Here is a 21,648-nt window from a genome sequence, read left to right as displayed (position 1 = left end):
TGAATGGAAATGCTGGTTTACCTGATCCCGATCTCGCTGTTTCTGGGCGGTCTAGGGCTGGTCGCGTTCTTTTGGGCGCTGCGCAGCAAACAATTCGAAGACCCCGAAGGCGACAGCCAGCGCTTTCTTAACGACGACTGGGATGAGCGCCCGAAACCCTGACGCGTGACGGGGCCGGGGATAGATTTTTCTGCGAAAAATCTGGCCTGCGGCGCGAGTATTTACACCAGGAAAAGACCGGTCAGGACGAAGGCCCGAAGGTCGAGCATTCGCTGCCGCGTGCTGTCAGGCGGCGACAGGCCAGATCGGCGTCCTCTTGAGTCATGCCGACGAAATTGGCCTCATAACCCTTGCTGCTTTGGCTGACCTTGCGCAGGGCGTCATCCAGCGTGCCGATTTCCACCAGCGCGGTTTGCAGCAACACGCGCTCGGCCTGATAGCGCGAGCCGTAGCGGCCGACATTGATACCCCAAAGGCGCCCGCCCGAGGTCGAAACGCGGGTGACGATTTCCTGACCGCTGTCGGGTTCGGGTTCCAATGAGGCCAGGGTCAGGCCCTCGGGGCGCGGGCGCGGTTGGGTGTCGATGGCGGGCGGCTGGGGCGCGACCGGTTCAGCGATGGCGGTTTGCAGCGCGGATTCGATCCCGTCCTGCATCGCCAGCAGCAATTCCGCAGGCGGTTCAGCCACCGGGCGCGGGCGCGGATGCGGCGAGGTGTTAAGCGTGGCGCTGGCCAGTTGCGTGGGCGCGGCGGGGGTGCTGCCGGGGCCGACATAGGCCGGACGTTGCGGCACGCGGGTGGCAACCTTGGTCGGGGCGCGGCTGAAGCCCATGTCCAGCAGTTCCGCCACCGTGGCGTTGCGCGCCGCCGACGAGCGGCCGCCGAAGACCGTGGCGATGATGCGTTCGCTGCCATGTTCGGCCGAGGCGACAAGGTTAAAGCCCGCAGCGCGGGTATAGCCGGTCTTGATGCCGTCAGCGCCTTTATAGCTGGTCAGGAAGCGGCGGTTCGAGCTGGCGACGGTCTTGCCGCCGACATCCGCCGTGACCCGCGAGAACAGGTTGTAATAGTCGGGATAGTCATAAAACAGGTGCCGCCCCAGCGTGGTCATGTCGCGGGCAGTGGACAGGTGACCGTCTTCGGTCAGGCCGTTGGCGTTCTTGAAGGTCGAGCGGCTCATCCCCAGCGACTTGGCGGTGCGGTTCATGCGCCGGGCAAAGGCGGCTTCCGAGCCTTCGATAGCCTCGCCGATGGCCGTCGCGGCGTCATTGGCCGATTTCACCGCGGCGGCGCGGATCAGGTAGCGCAGCTTGATTTTTTGTCCGGGCTGCATGCCCAGCTTTGACGGCGGCTCGGCGGCGGCTTTTTTCGAGATCGTCACCACCGTGTCCAGCGAAATCTCGCCATGCTCGATTGCCTCGAACGCGATGTAGAGCGTCATCATCTTGGTCAGCGAGGCCGGGTGCAAGCGGGTATCGGCGTTGCGTGAATGCAGGACTTCGCCGCTGCGGGCGTCGATCACCATCGCCGCATAGGGCGCGGCCATGGCCACCGGCGTCGCCACCAGTGAAACAAGCGCGATAAATGCGATAATCAGCCCGATACGGGTGCGGTGCCGGAAATCCTGCACGATATCTGCCTTCTCTGCCTCTGCTCGCCCGGTTTTCCGGGTCGGTTCGATTTGTTAGGCACAGCCTAGCACAGGCAGGACATGCAGAAAACACCCTAATTTCAATGGATTTTGCGGGTTTTCTGATGTGGGGCAACATCTGGGGGTGGCGCGGGGCGCGGGCTCAAGATGTCAGGGCAGGTGTGCGATCAGGTCGGGCAATTCCCCCAGGTCACGCAATTCGCGATAGCGCGGCGCGTCTTTGGGCGGTTCGGCGTGTTCCAGTTCCCATGTCAGGCCATGCGGCACATACACGCCCCAGGCCCCGGCCTGAATCGCCGGGATCACGTCGGATTTCAGCGAATTTCCGACCATCAGCGCCTGCGCGGCGCCGGTGCCCTGACGCGCGAAGATTTCGGCATAGATCGCGGTGGTCTTGTTGCTGACGATCTCGACCCCGTCGAAAAGCTCGCCCAGCCCGGATTGCGCCAGCTTGCGTTCCTGATCCAGAAGGTCGCCCTTGGTGATCAGCAAGATCCGGTGCCGCGCCGCCAGTTCGGTGACCACCTCGCGGGCGTGGGGCAACAGGTGGATCGGGTGGCGCAGCATGTCCTGACCGGCGGCCAGCAATTCGGCGATGACCGAGGCCGGGACCTTCTGGTCAGTGACCTCGATTGCGGTCTCGATCATCGACAGGACAAAGCCTTTGATGCCGAAACCATAGTGGCCGACATTGCGCCTTTCTGCCGCCAGAAGCCGCTCGTTCAGGTGGTCGCGCGGGGCGTAATCGGCCAGAAGCCGGGCGAATCGGTCTTGGGTCAGGCGAAAGAATTGCTCGTTCTGCCAAAGCGTATCGTCCGCATCAAAGCCGATTGTCGTGACCTGAGCCGTCATTTGTTCCCCTTTGGTCGCGCTTGACCCTGCCTTGGGTCTTTTCACAATGCGTGACAGCCTTATATATGAGGCCCGAACCCATCACCAATGCAACAGAACGGAGCCGGACCCGCGTGCGCATGTATCCCGCCACAATGTCCGATAAGCAGGACAGGCCAGAGGACGAGACCGGAGTCATCACCAAGACCCGGCCCAAGACTCAGCGGCCGCCGCTTTACAAGGTTCTGATCCTGAACGACGACTACACCCCGATGGAATTCGTCGTGCATGTGTTGGAGCGGTTCTTTGGGCTCAGCCACGCGCAGGCGTTCGAGCTGATGCTGACCGTGCATAAAAAGGGGCTGGCCGTGGTTGGGGTGTTCTCGTTCGAGGTCGCCGAAACCAAGGTGGCGCAGGTGATGGATTTCGCCCGCCGCCATCAGCACCCGCTGCAATGCACGCTGGAAAAGGAATAGGGCCAAGGCCCGGACCATGTCTCATGATCGTTTGACACTGGCGCTGGAAACCGGCGCGGCCGTGCTGCCCGAAACCGGGCGGATCGCGGTGATCGCCCCCGCCGAAGGCGCTGACCTGTCGGCCCTGCCGCGCGACCGGGTGCAGATCGTGCAGGGCTTCAAGCCCGATTATGACGCTTGGGCGGGGCAGGGGTTCGACTGTGTGACCGATCTGGTCGGCGATTATGCGGCGGCGGTGCTGTTCGTGCCACGCGCCAAGGCCGAGGCCCGGCAATGGCTGGCCCGTGCGGTGGCGGCGGTGCAGGGCGGGCCGGTGATCGTGGACGGCCAGAAGACCGATGGCATCGACAGCCTGTTCAAGGACTGCCGCAAGCGGGCGACATGTTCAGCGGCCCTGTCCAAGGCACATGGCAAGCTGTTCGTGATGACCGGCGCCGCAGTGGAAGATTTCGCCGACTGGAGCGCGCCGCAAGACAAGATGCCCGAGGGCTTTGTCACCGCGCCGGGGGTGTTCTCGGCCGATGCGGTGGATCGGGGCTCGGCGCTGTTGGCGGCGGCCTTGCCAGCCAAGATCAAGGGCCGGGTGGCCGATCTGGGCGCGGGCTGGGGCTTTCTGGCGACGCAGATCCTTGACCGGCCCGGCATCACCGAATTGCACCTGATCGAGGCCGACCATGCCGCGCTGGCCTGTGCCCGCGAAAACATCACCGATCCGCGCGCCCGGTTCCACTGGGCCGACGTCACCCGCTTCGCGCCCGTGGCCAAATTCGATCTGATCGTGTCGAACCCGCCGTTTCACACCTCGCGCGCGGCTGATCCGGCGCTGGGCGTGGCCTTTCTGACCGCCGCGGCGCGGATGCTGACCCCCAGCGGCCAGTTGTGGATCGTCGCCAACCGCCACCTGCCATACGAGCGCAGCCTGGCCACCTTGTTCCGCACCGTGGTCGAAGAAACCGGCGACAACAGTTTCAAAATCCTGCGGGCCAGCCATCCGGTTGCCGCGCCTCGCCCCCGGCGATGAAACCCACTAACCTGCGGGCAGAGAATCAGGAGACAACGGCATGAGCTTTTCCATCGCCGGCAAAACCGCGATCATCACCGGCGCCGCCAACGGTATCGGTCTGGCGATTGCCCGCCATTTCGCCCAACACGACGCCAATGTGGTGTTCGCCGACATGGACGAGAAATCCCTGATCGAAGAGGTCGGTGAAGAAGCCGCCGCCGAGGGCAATATCCGCTATTTTGCCGGAGATCTGCGGGAAAAGCTGACCATCGCCAACCTTCTGTCCGCCACCATCGACGCGTTCGAGCGGGTGGATATTCTGGTCAATGCCAGCCGTCAGATGCTGCCGTCAGACCCGCTGAACCCGGATGACGACGCGATGGGGCAGTTGTTGGAACAGAACCTGATGACCAGCCTGCGCCTGTCGCAATGTATCGCGCGGCGGATGATCAAACAGGCCGAGGACGAGGAAACCGATGAGGGGACGATCGGCTCGATCATCAACCTGTCGTCAATCGCGGCGCGGCGCACCCATCCCGATCTGCTGGCCTATTCGGTCAGCTGCGCGGCGCTGGACCAGATGACCCGGTCGCTGGCGGTGGCGCTGGCCTCGAAACGCATTCGGGTGAACGCGGTGGCCTTTGGATCGGTCCTGAGCGACAGTCTGAAAACGTCGCTGCGTGAACATTCCGATTACCGCAACGACATTGTCGGCCATACACCGCTGTCGCGCATCGCCAAGCCCAGCGAAGTCGCCGAGGCCGCTCAGTTCCTTGCCTCGGATGCGGCAGGGTTCATGACCGGGCAGATCATGACCGTCGATGGCGGGCGCAGCCTGTTGGATGCCTGCACCGCCCCGGCGCACTGATTATTCGGGATAGGCGATCCGGCACTGCGCCAGCGCGGCGTCGGCCTGTTTGCTTAGCGTGTTGAACTTGGCCTTCAGCGATTTCAGCTTGGCCTTTTCCGCATCAAGGTCGATGGCCACGGCGCGTTCGACCTCGACCGGCTCGACGGTGTTGCAAAAGCTTAGTCCGATATTGCCGTCAGGATTGGTGACATAGCAGAATTCGAACCGCGGCCGGGTCTCGACATGGGATTCGATGGCGTAGCCACGGGCGATGTTCTGTTCAGTCTCGATCATCAGCGCGCCGACGGTGTCGCGCTCTTGCGTGGCGGCATTTTCGCATTGTTGGCGCGGCGTGGCGCAGGCGGCCAGAAGGCCAAGCAAAGCGAGGGCGAGATATCTCATGACAGAATCCTTACAGCCGATGCGGTTAATATAGGCTTTCCAGAGGCATGAGACAAATCAACTCGACGGGGTGTGGCCGTCTGGCGCGGCTTGGGCAAAGCTGCTAGTCAAACGGCGAACAAGACAGGGAGGCCTTTCATGAGCGACGATTTCGACAGCCGCAAAGCCCGCGCATCCGCGTGGTTCCGAGACTTGCGCGATCAGATCGTGGCGGCTTTTGAAGGGCTGGAAGACAGCCAGACCAGCGGCCCGTTCGCGGGCAATCCTGCGGGCCGGTTCGAGGTCTCGGAAACCCGGCGCGCGTCCGAGGATGGCTCGGATGCGGGCGGCGGGTTGATGAGCGTGATGCGCGGCGGCCGGGTGTTCGAAAAGGTCGGGGTCAATGTCTCGACCGTCTATGGCCAGTTGGGCGAGCGCGCGCAAAAGGCCATGGCCGCGCGCGGCGTGCCGGGGATGGAAGACGATCCGCGGTTCTGGGCCTCGGGGATTTCGCTGGTGGCGCATATGCAGAACCCGCATACCCCGGCGGTGCATATGAACACCCGCATGTTCTGGACCCCGAACGCATGGTGGTTCGGTGGCGGGTCCGACCTGAACCCCTGCATCGAATATGACGCCGACACCGCGCATTTCCACGCGGTTCAGAAAGACCATTGCGACCGCCACGACGCCGCCTATTACCCGCGCTTTAAGGCATGGGCCGACGAATATTTCTATGTGCCGCACCGGGGCCGGGCGCGTGGGGTGGGCGGGATTTTCCTTGACGACCACAACACCGGCGACTGGGAGGCCGACTTTGCCTTTATCCAGGATGTCGGCCGCGCCTTCCTGCCGGCGTTTGTGCCTGTGACCGAGAAACGCCGCGACACGCCGTGGACCGAGGCCGACAAGGACGCGCAGCTGATCCATCGCGGGCTCTATGCCGAATATAATCTGGTCTATGACCGGGGCACGAAATTCGGTCTGGAAACCGGCCATGACGCCAATGCCGTGCTGATGAGCCTGCCGCCGCTGGCGAAATGGGTCTGACCGGCCCGATCGCAAGACCATGCTGATCCTGTTCAACAAACCCTTCAACGTGCTGTCGCAATTCACCGACAAGGGCAACGACGGGTCGGATCGGCAAACCCTGTCCGATTATATCGACATCCCCGGCGTCTATGCTGCCGGGCGGCTGGACCGCGACAGCGAGGGCCTGTTGCTGCTGACCGATGACGGCAAGCTGCAACACCGCATCGCCAACCCCAAGAACAAGATGCCCAAGACCTATTGGGCGCAGGTCGAGGGCATTCCCGACGATGCCGCGCTTGCTGCCTTGCGCGCCGGGGTGAAGTTGAACGACGGCCCCACGCGCCCGGCCAAGGCGCGCCGCATGGATGAGCCACCGGGCCTGTGGCCGCGCACGCCGCCGGTGCGGTTCCGCAAGTCGGTGCCCGACAGCTGGATCGAACTGACCATCACCGAGGGCCGCAACCGTCAGGTGCGCCGCATGACCGCCGCCATCGGCCACCCGACCCTGCGGCTGATCCGGGCACGGATCGGGGACTGGTCGCTGGACGGTCTGGCCAGCGGCGCGTGGCGGCAAGGATAACCTGCGCGGGGTTGCGCCTCTGTGTTAGAGTTTGCTCAATAGTGAAAACCAATAGGGAGCGACTCAATGGCCGATACTGGAATCCGGCGCACCTCGGGGCGTGGGCGCCTGTTTGACACTGTTCTGGACACGATTGGCGACACGCCGACCATCCGGATCAACAATCTGGCCCCCGACCACGTGCAGCTTTACGTCAAGGCCGAGGCCTTTAACCCCGGCGGCTCGGTCAAGGACCGTCTGGCGGTCAACATCATCGAAGCGGCCGAGCGCAACGGCACCCTGAAACCCGGTCAGACCGTGGTCGAGGCCACCTCGGGCAATACCGGCATCGGGCTGGCGATGGTCTGTGCGCAAAAGGGCTATCCGCTGGTCGTGACCATGGCCGACAGCTTTTCGGTTGAACGCAGGCGCCTGATGCGGATGTTCGGCGCCAAGGTGGTGCTGACCCCGCGCGCCGAAAAAGGCTTTGGCATGTATCGCAAGGCGGTCGAACTGGCCGAGGCCAACGGCTGGTTCCTGGCGCATCAATTCGAAACCGACGCCAATGCCGACATTCACGAGACCACCACCGCTCAGGAAATTCTAAGCGATTTCAACGGTGGGCGTCTGGATTACGTCGTGTCGGGCTATGGCACCGGCGGCACGGTCACCGGCATCGGCCGGGTGCTGCGCAAGGAACGCCCCGAGACCAAGATCATCTTGTCGGAACCGGCAAACGCGCAGATCGTCGGCGGCGGCCACGCGCAGGAACGCAACGCGGCGGGCGAACCCTCGGCCAGCCACCCGGATTTCCAGCCGCACCCGATTCAGGGCTGGACCCCGGATTTCATCCCGCTGGTCCTGCAAGAGGCGATCGACAACAACTATTACGATGAACTGATCCCGATCCCCGGCCCGGTCGGCATCGAATGGGCGCGGAAACTGGCCGCGCAAGAGGGGATCTTTACCGGCATCTCGGGCGGCGCGACCTTCGCCATCGCCATGCAGATTGCCGAAAAGGCGGAACCCGGCTCGGTCATCCTGTGCATGCTGCCCGACACCGGCGAACGCTATCTGACCACGCCGCTGTTCGAAGGCATCCCCGAAGACATGTCGGACGAGGAAGTGGCGATCTCGAAATCCACGCCGGGCTATCAGATGCCCTAAGGCAAAGACCGGTCCGGGGCGTTAGCCCCGGATCGCGTCGATCATGATCTGCACATTATCCGGGTTGGCGTCAGGGGTGATGCCGTGGCCCAGATTGAAGATATGCGGCCCTTTTGAGAAGGCTTTGACGATGCGCTTGGTCTCAAGGGTCAGGGCCTGGCCGCCGGTGACCATGTGGTCCGGCGCCAGATTGCCTTGCACGCAGCCATCGACCTGAACATTGGTCGCCGCCCAATCGGCGGAAACCGAGTTGTCCAGCGCCACGCAATCGGCACCGGTGGCGCGGGCGAAGCCGATGTATTTGTCCCCGGCCTCGCGCGGGAAGGCGATGACCGGCACGTTCGGGTGGCGGGCTTTCAGCGCGGTGATGATTTCCTTGGCCGGTTCCAGCGCATAGCGGGTAAAGGCCTCGCCCTTCAGCGACCCGGCCCAGCTGTCGAAGATCTTGACCACTTCGGCCCCGGCCTCGATCTGTTTCGACAGATACTCAATGGTGCCCTTGGTGATCAGGTCGATCAGCGCGTCGAACACCGCCGGATTTTCCGCCATCAGCTTGTGCGCCGGGCCCTGATCCTTGGTGCCGCGCCCGGCGATCATATAGGTGGCCACGGTCCACGGCGCCCCGGCGAAGCCGATCAGCGTGGTCTCGGCGGGCAGTTCGCGGGCCAGAATGCGCACGGTTTCATAGATCGGGCTCAGCACCTCGTCGATGTCGCCGACGCCTTTCAGAGCGTTGAATTCGTTCATGCTGGTGATGGTCGACAGGCGCGGGCCTTCGCCGGTGACGAACCACAGGTCGGCCCCCAGCGCCTGCGGCAGCAGCAGGATATCGGCGAACAGAATCGCCGCGTCGAACCCGTAGCGGCGGATCGGTTGCAGCGTTACCTCGGCGGCCAGATCGGGATTATAGCACAGCGACAGAAAGTCCCCGGCCTGCGCGCGCGTGGCGCGGTATTCGGGCAGATAACGCCCGGCCTGACGCATCATCCAGACCGGAGGCACGTCCATGACTTCGCCCGCCAGTGCCCGCATCAGTTTTTTGGTTTCCGCCATGGTCATCCCCGTCTATTGCTGCAAGCGGTGGTCACCCGTGCGCGGCACTATGTCAAGAGCGGGTGCATTGTCAGGACAAACTGACGCGAGTATGGACATGCGCATGACAGAGATGCTTCCTTCCCCCGCTTCGCCCCTCAAGATCGGCACCCGCGGCTCGCCGCTGGCGCTGGCGCAGGCTTACGAGACCCGCGCCCGTCTGGCAGCCGCCCATGATTTGCCCGAGGACGCGTTCGAGATCGTGGTGATCAAGACCACCGGCGACAACATGACGCTGATCAATGCCGACAAGCCGCTGAAAGAGATCGGCGGCAAGGGTCTGTTCACCAAAGAGATCGAAGAGGCCATGCTGTCGGGTGGCATCGACATCGCCGTGCACTCGATGAAGGATATGCCGGTGGAACAGCCGGGCGGGCTGGTGCTGGATTGTTATCTGCCGCGCGAAGACGTGCGCGATGCGTTCGTGTCGCCGCATGTGGCGCGGCTAGCCGATCTGCCCAAGGGCGCGGTGGTCGGCACCTCGTCGTTGCGGCGCCGGGCGCAATTGCTGAACTATCGCCCCGATCTGAATGTGGTCGAATTTCGCGGCAACGTGCAGACCCGGCTGAAAAAGCTGGATGACGGCGTGGCGCTGGCGACGTTTCTGGCGATGGCCGGGTTGAACCGTCTGGGCCGGACCGAGGTCGTGCAATCCGCCATCGCGCCCGAAGAAATGCTGCCCGCCGTGGCACAGGGCGCCATCGGCATCGAGCGGCGCGGCGATGACAGCCGCGTGGCCGCGATGCTGGAGGCGATCCACCATGTCGAAACCGGTCAGCGCCTTGCGGCCGAGCGCGCCTTTCTGGCAGCGTTGGACGGATCGTGCGAAACCCCGATCGCCGGTCTGGCGGAACTGGACGGCGGCACCCTGCGTCTGCGCGGCCAGATCCTGCGGCCCGATGGCTCGGAAAGTCTGGCGGACGAGGTGACCTGCCTGATCGCCGATGGCCCCGAGGCCGGTCGCATGCTGGCCCTTGACCTGCGCGCCCGCGCCGGGGCCGGATTTTTCGACTGGTAAGCTGATCTGATCGAGACCGGCCCGGCGGGCCGGTCAAGCCTATGTCCCGTCGCCTGCGGCGCCGGCGGGTTTGAGTATTTTTTCCAAGAAAAAGACTAGTTCCCGGTCAGGGCGATCAACGCCTCGACGCTGGGGCCGATGTCGGTAACGATCAGCGCCACGCCTTCTGCCGTCGGGTGCAGCCCGTCGGGCTGGACATAGCGTTGCAGGGCGCCGGGCTCTTCGGCGTGATCGGCGATGGCGGTCAGGAAATTGGTGTAGTGCAGCGTGTCATAGTCTTGGGCCAGAGACGGGAAGATGGCGTTGAATTGCTGTTGATAGTCGGGGCCGTAATTTCCGGGCGCGGCGATGCCGATCAGCAGGATCGGCAATTGTTGGGCTTGTGCTGCTTCGATGATGCCGATCAGGTTGGCGCGGGTCAGGCCTGGGTCGGTGCCGCGCAGCATGTCGTTGGCGCCCAGTTCGATCATCAGCGCGTCGGTTTCGGTGGCCAGTGTCCAGTCGATGCGGGACAGGCCGCCGGCGCTGGTGTCGCCGGACACGCCCGCGTTGATCAGCGTCACGTCATGGCCGCGCGCCCGCAGCCAGTCTTGTAATTGCGGCACAAAGCCCTGTTCCGCAGGCAGGCCGTAACCTTGGGTCAGGCTGTCGCCCAATGCGGTTATGGTGACAGGATCGGCCCGAACCGGCACAGTCGCAACGAAAGCGGCGCAAAGCCCGGTTGCGAGGTTGCGCAGCAGGGGCGCGGCCCCATATCGACGGGGCAGGACAGGGGAAAGGCGGGCCATGGCCGACACAATTCTGGATCTGAGCGATGTGACGCTGACCCTGAAAGGCAATGCCGGTCCGGTCGGCATTCTGCACGGGATCACCTTAGCGGTGGCGCGGGGCGAGACATTGGGTCTGATCGGGCCGTCGGGGTCGGGCAAGTCGTCTCTCCTTATGCTGATGGGCGGGCTTGAGCGCGCCACATCGGGCCGGGTGCACGCCCTTGGTCATGATCTGAGCGCGCTGGGCGAGGATGCACTGGCGCGGTTTCGCAGGCAACATATGGGCGTGGTGTTTCAATCTTTCCACCTGATCCCGACGATGACGGCGCTGGAAAACGTCGCGACTCCGCTGGAACTGGCGGGGGCGCCCGATGCGTTTGACCGCGCGGCCGAGGAATTGCGGGCGGTTGGTCTGGGCGCGCGGCTGGAACATTACCCGGCGCAGATGTCAGGCGGCGAGCAACAGCGCGTAGCGCTGGCGCGGGCGGCGGCACCGCGCCCGGATATCCTGTTGGCGGACGAACCGACCGGCAACCTTGATGGCGCCAATGGTGCGGCGATCATGGATTTGCTGTTCGGGCTGCGCGACCGCCACGGTGCGACTTTGGTTCTGGTCACCCATGCCCGCGAACTGGCGGCGCGCTGTGACCGGGTGGTGCGCCTGCGCGATGGCCGTATCGACGAGGGCGCGGCGTGAGTCTGGCGGCCTCGGCCCGGATCGCCCGGCGCGAGCTGCGCGGCGGTTTGCGCGGCTTTCGGGTGTTCCTGACCTGTCTGGCGCTGGGCGTTGCGGCGATTGCCGCCGTGGGCACGGTGCGGGTCGGGATCGAGGATGGTCTCAGGGCCAATGGCGCGATGATCCTTGGCGGCGACGCGCAGATGTCCTTTACCTATCGCCGCGCCAGCGCCGCCGAACTGGACTGGATGCACAGCCATGCCGATGCCGTATCCGAGGTGATCGATTTCCGCTCGATGGCAGTTGTCCGGCGCGGCGAGGTGACCGAGCGCGCGCTGACCCAGATCAAGGCGGTGGACGATCTGTATCCGCTGTATGGCCGGGTCGAATTGGCGCCTGACATGCCGATTGACCGGGCCTTGGCCGGGGATCAGGTGGTGATGGCGCGGGATCTGGCCGACCGGCTGGGGCTGGTTGTCGGGGATCGCGTGCAGTTCGGTCTTAAGGAGTTCACCCTGTCAGCGATCCTGATGCGGGCGCCGGATGATGCCGGCGGTGGTTTTGCGCTGGGTCCGCCGACGCTGGTGCGGCGGGCGGCGCTGGAGGGGGCCGGATTGTTGGCGCCAGGCACCTTGTTCGACAGCGATTATCGGATGCGGCTTGGCGGTGGGGCCGATCTGGCGGCGTTGCAGGCCGAGGCCGAGGCGCTGTTCCGCAACAGCGGGTTGCGCTGGCGTGACGCCCGCGATGCCGCGCCGGGGATCAGCCGTTTTGTCAACCGCATGGGGGCGTTTCTGGTGCTGGTCGGTCTGGCTGGTCTGGCGGTGGGCGGGGTCGGGGTCTCGGCCGCGGTGCGCGCCTATCTCGACAGCAAGACCGAGGTCATCGCCATTCTGAAAACACTGGGCGCGGAAAGTCGGGTGATCTTTGCCGCCTACCTGATGCAGATCGGGGTTCTGGCGGTGCTGGGCATTGCGATCGGTCTGGTGCTGGGCGCGATCGTGCCCCAGCTTCTGGCCCCGGTGATCGAGGCACGTTTGCCGCTGCCGGTGCAACTGGGCGTGCAGGTCGAACCCTTGGCCGAGGCGGCGCTTTATGGCGGGCTGACGGCGTTGATCTTTACCCTGTGGCCATTGTCACGCAGCGGCCAAATCCGCGCGGCGGCGCTGTTCCGGGAAGAGGCAGGCGCCGCGTTCGCGCTGCCGGGCTGGCGGGTGGCACTGGTGACGGTGGTGTTGCTGGCGGTGCTGATCGCGGCGGCGGCGGTGTTGTCGGGGGTGACCTGGCTGACGCTGTGGGCCGCAGGCGGGATCGCCGGGGCGCTGGCCTTGTTGGTGGTGGTGGCATGGGCGCTGAAACATCTGGCGCGGCGGGCGGCGCGGGCGCAGGCCTTGCGCGGGCGCACGGCGCTGAGGCTGGCGCTGGGCGCGGTCGGCGGCCCGGGGGGCGAGGCAACCTCGGTCGTGCTGTCGCTGGGTCTGGGCCTGTCGGTGCTGGCCGCCGTGGGCCAGATCGACGCCAACCTGCGCAACGCCATTTCCGGCGAATTGCCTGACGTTGCCCCCAGCTATTTCGTCGTCGATATTCAGCCGGATCAATTGCCCGGTTTTCTGGACCGGGTGCGGGGCGATCCCGGCGTCACCCGGGTGCAATCGGCACCGATGCTGCGCGGGGTCATCACCCGGATCAACGGCCGTCCGGCGCGCGAGGTGGCGGGCGATCATTGGGTGCTTAGCTCGGATCGGGGCGTGACCAGCTCCGCGAAGCCGCCCAAGGGCACGGTGCTGACCCAAGGCACATGGTGGCCCGCCGATTATGCCGGGCCGCCTCAGGTCAGTTTCGCCGCCAAGGAAGCCGAGGAAATGGGTCTGAAGCTGGGGGACAGCCTGACCGTCAACATCCTTGGCCGCGATATCGACGCTATGATCTCCAGCTTTCGCACCGTTGATTTCTCGACCGCCGGGATCGGCTTTGTGATGTCGATGGACCCGGCGGCGCTGGCCGGGGCGCCTTATACGTCCATCGCGACGATCTATGCCGAACCGGCCACCGAGGCGCCGCTGCTGCGCGATCTGGCCTCGACCTATCCCAACATCACCGCGATCCGGGTGCGTGACGTGATCGACCGGGTGGCGGACTTGATGCGCGGGTTGGCGGCGGCGATCACTTACGGCGCGCTGGCGACGCTGGTAACAGGTCTGTTCGTTCTGATCGGCGCGGCGGCGGCGGGCGAGCGGGCGCGGGTCTATGAGGCCGCCGTGCTGAAAACCGTCGGTGCGGTGCGCGGGCAGGTGCTGGCCTATTTCACCTTGCGCTCGGCGCTGTTGGGGGCGGCGGCCGGGGCGGTTGCGGTTCTGGCCGGAGGCATCTCGGGCTGGGCGGTGATGCGCTTTGTGATGGAGGAAACCTATCGGTTCGAGCCGCTTTCGGCGCTGCTGGTCGTGTTTGGCGGCGTGGCGGTGACGGTTCTGGCCGGTCTTGGTTTCGCGCTCAGACCATTGGCGGCGCGCCCGGCGCGGGTGCTCAGGTCGCGCGAGTGATCCGGGTCACCGCCCAAGGCAACAGAACGGTCAGGAACACCAGCCGCCAGACATGATGCGCGGCGACGAAGGTCGGGTTGGCCTCAAGCAGCACGGCCATGGCGATCATGCTTTCAATACCGCCGGGGGCAAAGGCGATCAGCGCCGTGACCAGCGGCAGATCGAACCACCACGCCACGACCAGCGCGCCCAGAAACGACACCAACAGCGCGAAGCCGGTCAGCAGGCCTGCCGCGGTGATCGATTGCAGCAGCATTCGTGGGGTGACGCCGCTGAACCGTGTGCCGATCAACGCCCCCATCGCGGTAAAGGCCGGGGCGGCGGCCCATGTCGGGGCGCGGCCCTCGGTCAGCGACAGCGCATGCGCCAGCGCCGATACCGCCATCCCCGCCAGCAGGGTCGCCGCCGGGACGCGCAGGCGCTTGAACAGAACCGCCACCGCCAGCCCGGCCACCAGTACAACCGCCAGCGCCGGCACCGGCATCACATGCGGGCTTGCAGGCAGGGTCGGCAGGGCGCGGTCGGTCAACAGCGGCGCCAGTGCCGGCACCATCAGCGTCAGTGCCAGCACGCGAAAGCTTTGGATCAGGGTCACACGCGGCAGGTCGGCGCGGTGGTCGGTCGTCAGGCTAAGGACAAAGCTCAGATGGCCCGGCGTTGCCGTCAACAGCGCCGACATCGGGTCCATGCCCGCCGCGCGCTGCATCACCTTGGCGCCGCCCAGCAGGATCACCGTGATCGACAGCGCCAACAGCGCCAGACTGCCCGGCCATTGCGCGGCGGTGGCCAGGGCCTCGGGCGTGACCGAGGCGCCCATATTGGCGCCGATCACCAGAAACACCGCGTCGCGCATCCGCGCGGGCATCGTCATCCGCAACCCGGCCAGCGCAGCCAGCGTCACCGCCAGCGCCGGGCCGGTCAGGAACGGCGCAGGCAGCGACAGCCACACCGCCAATGCCGCGCCGACCCCGCCCACCGCAAGCGTGCGCGCGGTCGCAACAAGGGTGGAAAGCGCGACAGGGTTCAGCATGCCCCCTGACATCCCGCTGCACCGGGCGAATGTCAATCGCCCGGCGTGCCGTTGCGGCGGAAACGCAGACCTGTGGATTTCCCGCCATTCTGGTGGTGCCTGTCGCGGGCAAATGTGGTTAGGCTTGGGCCGGACATCAGGGCGAAAGGCGCGCGGTGGAACAACAGGCCGATACGCTGAAGGTTGACGATCTGGCGAAATCCTTTGGCCGTGGCAGCGGCCGGGTCACGCTGTTTCAGGGGCTGAGTTTCTCGGTCGCCGCCGGGCAGGCTGTTGCTTTGACCGGAGAATCCGGCAGTGGCAAAAGCACGCTGCTGCATCTTTGTGCCGGGCTGGATGTGCCGGATGCCGGGCGGGTCTGCGTGGCGGGGCAAGACCTGTCGCGCCTGCGCGAACCGGCGCGGGCGGCGGTGCGGCGCGACCGCATCGGGCTGGTGTTTCAGCATTTCAATCTGGTGCCATCGCTGAACGTCGCCGCCAACCTGTCGTTTCAGGCGCGGCTGGCCGGGCGGCCTGATGCAGGCTGGTGCGATGAGTTGACGACGCGGCTGGGGCTTGCGGGACTTGAGCACCGCTATCCCGAGCAACTGTCCGGCGGCCAGCAACAGCGCGTCGCCATCGGCCGTGCCCTTGCCTCGCGCCCCGATCTTATTCTGGCGGACGAGCCGACCGGCAATCTGGATCAGGCCAGCGGCGATGCGGTGATGGAGCTGCTGCTGTCGCTGGTGGCCCAGACCGGCGCCGCGCTGGTCATGGTTACCCATTCCGAGCGGTTGGCCGGGCGCCTGCCGCACCGGCTGCATCTGGCCAATGGGCGGTTGGCATGATGTATCGCGCGGCGCTGTCGGCCCTGTTATCGCATTGGCTGCGCCACAAGGTGCAATTGGCCAGCCTGCTGTTGGGGCTGGCGCTGGCGACGGCGCTGTGGTCGGGGGTGCAGGCGATCAATGCTCAGGCGCGGGACAGTTATGATCGGGCGGCGGCGGTGCTGGGGCAAGACCGCTTTGCCCGGCTGACGGCGGCGGATGGGGTGGTGGCTCAGGCCGATTACGTGGCGCTGCGGCGCGCGGGCTGGCCGGTCTCGCCGATGATCGAGGGCCGGTTGCGGCTGGGCGAGGACACATGGCGGGTGCTGGGCATCGATCCGGTGACCGCACCCAAAGGCGTTGCCCCCGCCGGGATGCGAGCCAGCGCCGCCGATTTCGCCGCGTTCATCCGCCCGCCGGGTCTGGCCTTTGGCGCGCCGGAAACCGTCGCCGCTTTGGGCGATCAGCCCGGCCTGCCGCCGCTGCGGGGGCTTGAGGGCGCACTGCCCGGTCTGCTGATCATGGATATCGGCATCGCGCAGGCGTTGCTGAACATGCCGGACCAGTTGACCGCGCTGGTGCTGCCGCCCGAGGTGGGCGCGGGCTTGCCGCCGGTTCAGACCATCGCGTCGGGGCTGGTCCTGACCGCCCCGCGTGCCGGAGGCGACATCGCCCGGCTGACTGACAGTTTCCACCTGAACCTGACCGCCTTTGGCCTGCTGTCGTTTGCCGTCGGCCTGTTCATCGTTCATGCCGCGATCGGGCTGGGGTTCGAACAACGCCGCCCGATCTTTCGCACGCTCAGGGCGCTGGGCCTGCCGCTGGCGGCGCTGTGCCTGTTGCTGGCCGTCGAAGTGGCACTGTTGGCGCTGGTCGCCGGGGTGATCGGCGTGGCGCTGGGCTATGGCGTGGCGGCGGCGCTGTTGCCGGATGTGGCGGCGACCCTGCGAGGCCTGTACGGGGCCGAGGTCGCCGGGGCGCTAACCCTCAGCCCGGCATGGTGGCTGGGTGGCATCGGCATCGCGCTGGTCGGCGCGGCGGCGGCTGCGGCGCAAAGCCTGTGGCGGTTGTGGCATATGCCGATCCTTGCCCCGGCTCAGCCAAGGGCGTGGGCGCGGGCCTCGGCCCGGGCGCGGGTGCTGCAAATGCTGGTGGCGGCCGTCTTGGGCATCGCGGCGCTTGCGCTGGCCCGCTGGGGGCAGGGCATCGTTGCCGGGTTCGCGTTGCTGGGGGTGATGCTGTTGGGCGCGGCCCTGGCCTTGCCATCGCTGCTGGCGGCGCTGTTGGCCGGAGCGGCGCGTTTGGCCCGCCGTCCGCTGCCGCAATGGTTCTGGGCCGACACCCGCCAGCAATTGCCGGGGCTGTCGCTGGCGCTGATGGCGCTGATGTTGGCGCTGGCGGCGAATATCGGCGTTGGCACCATGGTCGCCAGTTTTCGCCTGACCTTTACCGGCTGGCTGGACCAGCGCCTGACCTCGGAACTGTATATCCGCGCCGAGACCGAAGATCAGGCCGTCCAACTGCGCGACTGGCTGACGCAAAGGGCCGATGCGGTGCTGCCGATCTGGTCGGTCGAGCGCCCGGTTCTGGGGGCGCCGGTGCGGATTTACGGCATCGCCGATCATCAGGCCTATCGCGATAACTGGCCGCTGATCGCCGCTGCACCGGGGGTCTGGGCGGCGCTGGCGGACGGTTCGGGGGTGCTGGTGAATGAACAACTGGCGCGGCGGCAGAACCTGTGGCCGGGCGCCACGCTGGCCTTGCCGGGCAAGGCGGGGCTGCGGGTGGTCGGGGTCTATTCCGATTATGGCAATCCGCAGGGGCAGGTGATGATCGGCGTCGATCTGTTGACCACGCTGTTCCCGGATGTGCCACGGCTGCGCCATGCGGTGCGCATCGCGCCTGACAAGGCGGCAGCGCTGGCGCGCGAGGTGCGCGCGGCCTTTGATCTGCCCGCCGATAACGTCACCGATCAGGCGGCGATCAAGGCGTTCTCATTGGGCGTGTTCGAGCGCACCTTCACCGTCACCGCCGCGCTGAACGTGCTGACGCTGGGCGTGGCGGGGCTGGCGCTGTTGCTCAGCCTGCTGACGCTGGCGCAGATGCGGCTGCCACAACTGGCGCCGGTCTGGGCGCTGGGGCTGACGCGGGCGCAACTGGCGCGGTTGGAATTGTTGCGGGCGCTGATGCTGTCGGCGCTGGTGCTGGTGCTGGCGGTGCCGGTCGGGCTGGCGCTGGCGTGGGCCTTGCTTGAAGTGGTGAATGTCGCGGCGTTTGGCTGGCAACTGCCGATGCATGTGTTCCCGGCGGATTGGCTGCGGCTGGGGGCGCTGGCGCTGCTGGCGGGCGGGCTGGCGGCGCTGTGGCCGGCGATCCGGCTGGCGCGGATGGCCCCGGCCGATCTGGTCAAGGTGTTTGCTCATGAGCGCTAGGCTGGCCGTTCTCCTGACCCTGATCTGGGTCTCGCTGGCGCAGGCACAGGGCTTTGCCGGGCTGGGGTCCGGCGGCGATGGCTTTGCCACGCCCCGGCGCGGCCATGTCCTGAGCTTTCCCGTTGATCACGGCGCCCACCCCGATTTTCGCATCGAGTGGTGGTATCTGACCGCCAACCTGACCGGCGCGGACGGGCGCGATTATGGCGTGCAATGGACGCTGTTTCGAACCGCCCTGTCGCCTCAGGACGGCCCCGGCTGGTCCAGCCCGCAAATCTGGTTCGCTCATGCCGGCCTGACCACGCCTGACCGCCATTTTGCGGCCGAGCGCGCGGCGCGGGGCGGGATCGGGCAGGCCGGGGTCACGGCGGACCCGTTCGAGGCATGGATCGACGATTGGCAGATGGCCGGGCCGGACCTGTCCAACCTGTCGGTGCACGCGGCGGGGACCGGGTTTACCTATACGCTGGATCTTGTGGCCGATGGCCCGCTGACCCTGCACGGCGACCGTGGTTATTCGGTGAAGTCCGAGACCGGGCAGGCCAGCTATTACTATTCCCAGCCCGGCTATGCGGTGCAAGGCACGCTGTCCTTGCCCGAGGGGCCGGTTCAGGTGACCGGGCAGGCGTGGCTGGATCGCGAGTGGTCCTCGCAACCCTTGGCGGCGGATCAAAGCGGTTGGGACTGGGTGTCGCTGCATTTCGACGATGGCACAAAGCTGATGGGGTTCCAGCTGCGGCAGGGGTCGGGGGCGTTCACCTCGGGCACATGGATCGGTGCCGATGGCGTGGCGCAGCCCTTGGCCAACGGCGCGCTGCAAATGGCGCCCTTGTCGTGGCACAAGGTGGCAGGGCGTAAGCTGCCGGTCTCTTGGGCGGTGCGGCTGCCCGAGCACGGGATCGACGTGACGATCGACGCGGTGAACCCCGATGCCTGGATGGGCGTCACCCCGCCCTATTGGGAAGGCCCGGTGCGGATCAGCGGCGCGCAATCCGGGCGCGGCTATCTTGAGATGACAGGCTATTGACCGCCTGCGGCGCGGCATCCCCTTTTCCGGCTGGCAGCCGCAGGCTAGGGTTCGCCCAACCACTTTAACCGCAGGTATCCCATGCACGCGCCCCTTCCCCTGACCCGAGACCTTGTGCTGATCGGAGGCGGTCACAGCCACGCGCTGGTGCTGCGAATGTGGGCGATGATGCCGCTGCCGGGGGTGCGGGTGACAGTGATCAACCCCGGCCCGACCGCGCCTTATTCGGGCATGTTGCCGGGGCTGGTGGCCGGGCATTACACCCAGTCCGATCTTGAGATCGATCTGGTGAAACTGGCGCGCGCCGCCGGGGCGCGGGTGGTGCTGGGCCGGGCCGAGGCGATCGACCGCGACACCCGCCGCATCACCGTCACCGGCCACGCGCCGGTGTTTTATGACATTGCCTCGGTCGATATCGGGATCAGTTCCGATTTGCCGGATTTGCCCGGCTTTACCGCGCACGCGATCCCGGCCAAGCCGTTGGGCCCGTTCGCCGCGACGTGGGAAGCCTTTGCCGCCCGCGCCCGGGACGGCGCGCAGGTTCTGGTGATCGGCGCCGGGGTGGCCGGGGCGGAATTGTCGATGGCCTGTGCGCATCGGCTGCGGCAACAAGGCGTCACCGGCACGGTGCACTTGCTTGAGGCCGGCGACCGCCCGCTGCGCGATATTGGCGATGGTGCGCGCCGGGCCTTGCTGGCGCGGATGCAGGCCAATGGCGTTCAGCTGCGCACCGGGGCGCGGATCTCGCGGGTTGTGGTGGGGGGCGTCGATCTGGCCGATGGCCAGCATCTGCCCGGCGATCTGGTGATCGGTGCGGCGGGAGCGCGGCCACAGGACTGGCTGGAGCAGACCGGGCTGGATCTGGTCGACGGGTTTATCGCGGTCGGGCCGGATCTGTGCGCGCTGGGTGATCCGTTGATCTATGCGGTCGGCGATTGCGCCCATCTGACCCATGCGCCGCGCCCCAAGGCCGGGGTGTTCGCGGTGCGCGAGGCGCCGATCCTGTTTCACAACCTGCGCGCCGATCTGATCGGCGGACAGCGCAAGCCCTATCAGCCGCAGCGCGATTATCTGAAGCTGATCTCGACCGGTGGCAAGCGGGCGGTGGCCGACAAGCTGGGCCTGCGGTTGGAGGGCGATCTGCTGTGGCGCTGGAAAGACCGGATCGACCGCAAATTCATGGCCAAGTTCCACGATCTGCCGGTGATGCAGACCGCGCCGGACCTGCCGCCGCTGGCGGCGCTGGGCATGCGCGAGATGCTGGAGGACGGACAGGCGCCTTGCGGCGGTTGCGCGGCCAAGCCCGGCCCCGAGACCCTGATCGGCGGGCTGGCGGGGCTGCCCGCGCCGGTGCGGCCTGACGTGATCCGGGGCGCGGGCGATGATGCCGCGGTTCTGGCCTGTGGCGATGGCGCGCAGGTGCTGACCTCGGACCATTTCCGCGCCTTTATCGACGATCCCTATTCGCTGGCCCGGATCGCTGCGGTGCATGCGCTGGGCGATGTCTGGGCGATGGGGGCTGTGCCGCAGGCGGCGCTGGCGACGCTGATCTTGCCCCGGATGCGCGACCGGATGCAGGCCGAGATGCTGCGCGAGATCATGGCCGGTGCGTCCGAGGTATTCCGCGCCGCCGGGGCCGATCTGGTGGGTGGGCATACTTCGGTCGGGCCGGAACTGACCGTGGGGTTCACCGTGACCGGCCTGCATCGCGGCACGCCGATCGGCCTGACCGGCGGGCGCAGTGGCGATGCCTTGATCCTGACCAAGCCGATCGGCAGCGGCACGATTTTCGCCGCCGAGATGCAGGGCCGCGCCGCAGGGGGCGATGTGGCCGAGGCGCTGGCGCTGATGACGCAGGCACAGGGCGGGGCGGCGGATATTCTGGCGCCGCTGGCGCATGCGATGACCGATGTCACCGGCTATGGGCTGGGCGGGCATCTGTTGACGATCCTGCGGGCCTCGGATCGCGGGGCCGCGTTGGATCTGGACGCGGTGCCGCTGATGGCGGGCGCGCGGGAATTGGCGGCGCAAGGCGTGCGCTCGACCCTGTTCGCGGCAAATTCGGCACAGGCTTTGGCGTTTCCGGGCCGCGATCTGGACGATCCGCGCGTGGCGCTGTTGTTCGATCCGCAAACGGCGGGCGGGTTGCTGGCCGCAGTTCCCGCAGCCAAGGCCGAGGGCGCGGTGCAGGCGCTGAGGCAACACGGCTATCAGGCGGCGCGGATCGGCACGCTGACCGATGGCCCGGCCTACGTCACGCTGCGCTGACCCGGATCGCCGCCGCCGCGATGTCGCGCGCGGCCACGT

The 21,648-nt window shown here is 66.5% G+C and carries 20 protein-coding genes; 14 read left to right on the top strand and 6 right to left on the bottom strand.

Features of this window, described 5'->3' with window-relative positions; translation table 11 throughout:
• Window positions 1-3 precede the first annotated feature (3 nt).
• A complete protein-coding gene (ccoS, locus tag ABYW26_RS00290; RefSeq protein ID WP_372602656.1) occupies window positions 4-162 on the top strand; it encodes a cbb3-type cytochrome oxidase assembly protein CcoS in 159 nt (52 codons plus the stop codon).
• 79 nt (window positions 163-241) lie between these two features.
• Here ccoS and ABYW26_RS00285 read toward each other — a convergent pair whose 3' ends face one another.
• Together ABYW26_RS00285 and ABYW26_RS00280 are read right to left on the bottom strand one after the other, a co-directional pair.
• Window positions 242-1,546: a serine hydrolase gene (locus ABYW26_RS00285; RefSeq protein ID WP_372602667.1), complete on the bottom strand. Its 1,305-nt coding sequence runs from the start codon at window positions 1,544-1,546 to the stop codon at window positions 242-244.
• Window positions 1,547-1,801: 255 nt separating this feature from the next.
• Window positions 1,802-2,503 (bottom strand): HAD family hydrolase, encoded by a 702-nt coding sequence (locus tag ABYW26_RS00280; protein WP_372602655.1) that lies wholly within the window; start codon window positions 2,501-2,503, stop codon window positions 1,802-1,804.
• A 134-nt stretch (window positions 2,504-2,637) separates the two neighbouring features.
• Between ABYW26_RS00280 and clpS the strand changes: the two genes are divergently transcribed.
• The 3 genes from clpS to ABYW26_RS00265 are packed head-to-tail and all read left to right on the top strand — an operon-like array spanning window position 2,638 to window position 4,829.
• Window positions 2,638-2,958, top strand: coding sequence for an ATP-dependent Clp protease adapter ClpS (gene clpS, locus ABYW26_RS00275; protein ID WP_372602666.1), 321 nt, complete (start codon window positions 2,638-2,640; stop codon window positions 2,956-2,958).
• Window positions 2,959-2,974: 16 nt separating this feature from the next.
• Window positions 2,975-3,979: a class I SAM-dependent methyltransferase gene (locus ABYW26_RS00270; RefSeq protein ID WP_372602654.1), complete on the top strand. Its 1,005-nt coding sequence runs from the start codon at window positions 2,975-2,977 to the stop codon at window positions 3,977-3,979.
• Window positions 3,980-4,019: 40 nt separating this feature from the next.
• A complete protein-coding gene (locus ABYW26_RS00265) occupies window positions 4,020-4,829 on the top strand; it encodes an SDR family NAD(P)-dependent oxidoreductase (RefSeq protein WP_372602653.1) in 810 nt (269 codons plus the stop codon).
• Here the strand turns inward: ABYW26_RS00265 and ABYW26_RS00260 are convergent, their stop codons facing one another.
• Entirely contained in the window at window positions 4,830-5,213 is a 384-nt protein-coding gene (locus ABYW26_RS00260) for a hypothetical protein (protein WP_372602652.1), read from the bottom strand.
• A gap of 138 nt (window positions 5,214-5,351) precedes the next feature.
• Between ABYW26_RS00260 and hemF the strand changes: the two genes are divergently transcribed.
• The 3 genes from hemF (at window position 5,352) to cysK (ending at window position 7,950) form a co-directional block, all read left to right on the top strand.
• Complete coding sequence (hemF, locus tag ABYW26_RS00255) at window positions 5,352-6,242, top strand: oxygen-dependent coproporphyrinogen oxidase (protein ID WP_372602651.1); 891 nt, start codon at window positions 5,352-5,354, stop codon at window positions 6,240-6,242.
• Between the two features lie 19 nt (window positions 6,243-6,261).
• Window positions 6,262-6,804, top strand: a complete 543-nt coding sequence (locus ABYW26_RS00250) for a pseudouridine synthase (RefSeq protein WP_372602650.1) — start codon at window positions 6,262-6,264, stop codon at window positions 6,802-6,804.
• Window positions 6,805-6,870: 66 nt separating this feature from the next.
• Window positions 6,871-7,950, top strand: a complete 1,080-nt coding sequence (gene cysK / locus ABYW26_RS00245; protein ID WP_372602649.1) for a cysteine synthase A — start codon at window positions 6,871-6,873, stop codon at window positions 7,948-7,950.
• A 21-nt stretch (window positions 7,951-7,971) separates the two neighbouring features.
• On the opposite strand, the gene hemE is transcribed toward cysK, so the two are convergent.
• The gene (gene hemE / locus ABYW26_RS00240; RefSeq protein WP_372602648.1) at window positions 7,972-9,003 is read right to left on the bottom strand and encodes a uroporphyrinogen decarboxylase; all 1,032 of its coding nucleotides are present in this window, start codon (window positions 9,001-9,003) and stop codon (window positions 7,972-7,974) included.
• A 103-nt stretch (window positions 9,004-9,106) separates the two neighbouring features.
• Here hemE and hemC point away from each other — a divergent pair, with 103 nt between their 5' ends.
• Entirely contained in the window at window positions 9,107-10,060 is a 954-nt protein-coding gene (gene hemC, locus ABYW26_RS00235; RefSeq protein WP_372602647.1) for a hydroxymethylbilane synthase, read from the top strand.
• Between the two features lie 95 nt (window positions 10,061-10,155).
• On the opposite strand, the gene ABYW26_RS00230 is transcribed toward hemC, so the two are convergent.
• Entirely contained in the window at window positions 10,156-10,848 is a 693-nt protein-coding gene (locus ABYW26_RS00230) for an arylesterase (RefSeq protein WP_372602646.1), read from the bottom strand.
• Between ABYW26_RS00230 and ABYW26_RS00225 the strand changes: the two genes are divergently transcribed.
• Both ABYW26_RS00225 and ABYW26_RS00220 read left to right on the top strand, forming a co-directional pair.
• Window positions 10,847-11,527: an ABC transporter ATP-binding protein gene (locus tag ABYW26_RS00225; protein WP_372602645.1), complete on the top strand. Its 681-nt coding sequence runs from the start codon at window positions 10,847-10,849 to the stop codon at window positions 11,525-11,527. The genes ABYW26_RS00230 and ABYW26_RS00225 overlap by 2 nt on opposite strands.
• On the top strand, window positions 11,524-14,046 hold the full coding sequence (locus ABYW26_RS00220) for an ABC transporter permease (RefSeq protein ID WP_372602644.1): 2,523 nt from the start codon (window positions 11,524-11,526) through the stop codon (window positions 14,044-14,046). The genes ABYW26_RS00225 and ABYW26_RS00220 overlap by 4 nt, the downstream gene beginning before the upstream one ends.
• On the opposite strand, the gene ABYW26_RS00215 is transcribed toward ABYW26_RS00220, so the two are convergent.
• Window positions 14,030-15,076: an AbrB family transcriptional regulator gene (locus ABYW26_RS00215; protein ID WP_372602643.1), complete on the bottom strand. Its 1,047-nt coding sequence runs from the start codon at window positions 15,074-15,076 to the stop codon at window positions 14,030-14,032. The genes ABYW26_RS00220 and ABYW26_RS00215 overlap by 17 nt on opposite strands.
• Window positions 15,077-15,231: 155 nt before the next feature.
• On the opposite strand from ABYW26_RS00215, the gene ABYW26_RS00210 reads away from it, so the two are divergent.
• The 4 genes from ABYW26_RS00210 (at window position 15,232) to selD (ending at window position 21,609) form a co-directional block, all read left to right on the top strand.
• The gene (locus ABYW26_RS00210; protein ID WP_372602642.1) at window positions 15,232-15,903 is read left to right on the top strand and encodes an ABC transporter ATP-binding protein; all 672 of its coding nucleotides are present in this window, start codon (window positions 15,232-15,234) and stop codon (window positions 15,901-15,903) included.
• Window positions 15,903-18,314, top strand: coding sequence for an FtsX-like permease family protein (locus ABYW26_RS00205; RefSeq protein ID WP_372602665.1), 2,412 nt, complete (start codon window positions 15,903-15,905; stop codon window positions 18,312-18,314). Before ABYW26_RS00210 ends, ABYW26_RS00205 begins: the two co-directional genes overlap by 1 nt.
• A complete protein-coding gene (locus tag ABYW26_RS00200) occupies window positions 18,304-19,341 on the top strand; it encodes a lipocalin-like domain-containing protein (RefSeq protein ID WP_372602641.1) in 1,038 nt (345 codons plus the stop codon). Before ABYW26_RS00205 ends, ABYW26_RS00200 begins: the two co-directional genes overlap by 11 nt.
• An 81-nt stretch (window positions 19,342-19,422) precedes the next feature.
• Window positions 19,423-21,609 (top strand): selenide, water dikinase SelD, encoded by a 2,187-nt coding sequence (selD, locus tag ABYW26_RS00195; RefSeq protein WP_372602640.1) that lies wholly within the window; start codon window positions 19,423-19,425, stop codon window positions 21,607-21,609.
• Window positions 21,610-21,648: the final 39 nt, after the last annotated feature.

This window comes from Actibacterium sp., assembly GCF_041584535.1.
Classification (GTDB): Bacteria; Pseudomonadota; Alphaproteobacteria; order Rhodobacterales; family Rhodobacteraceae; genus Actibacterium_D.
The sequence above is the reverse complement of the archived record's forward strand: the minus strand, read 5'-3'. Positions and strand labels throughout refer to the sequence as shown.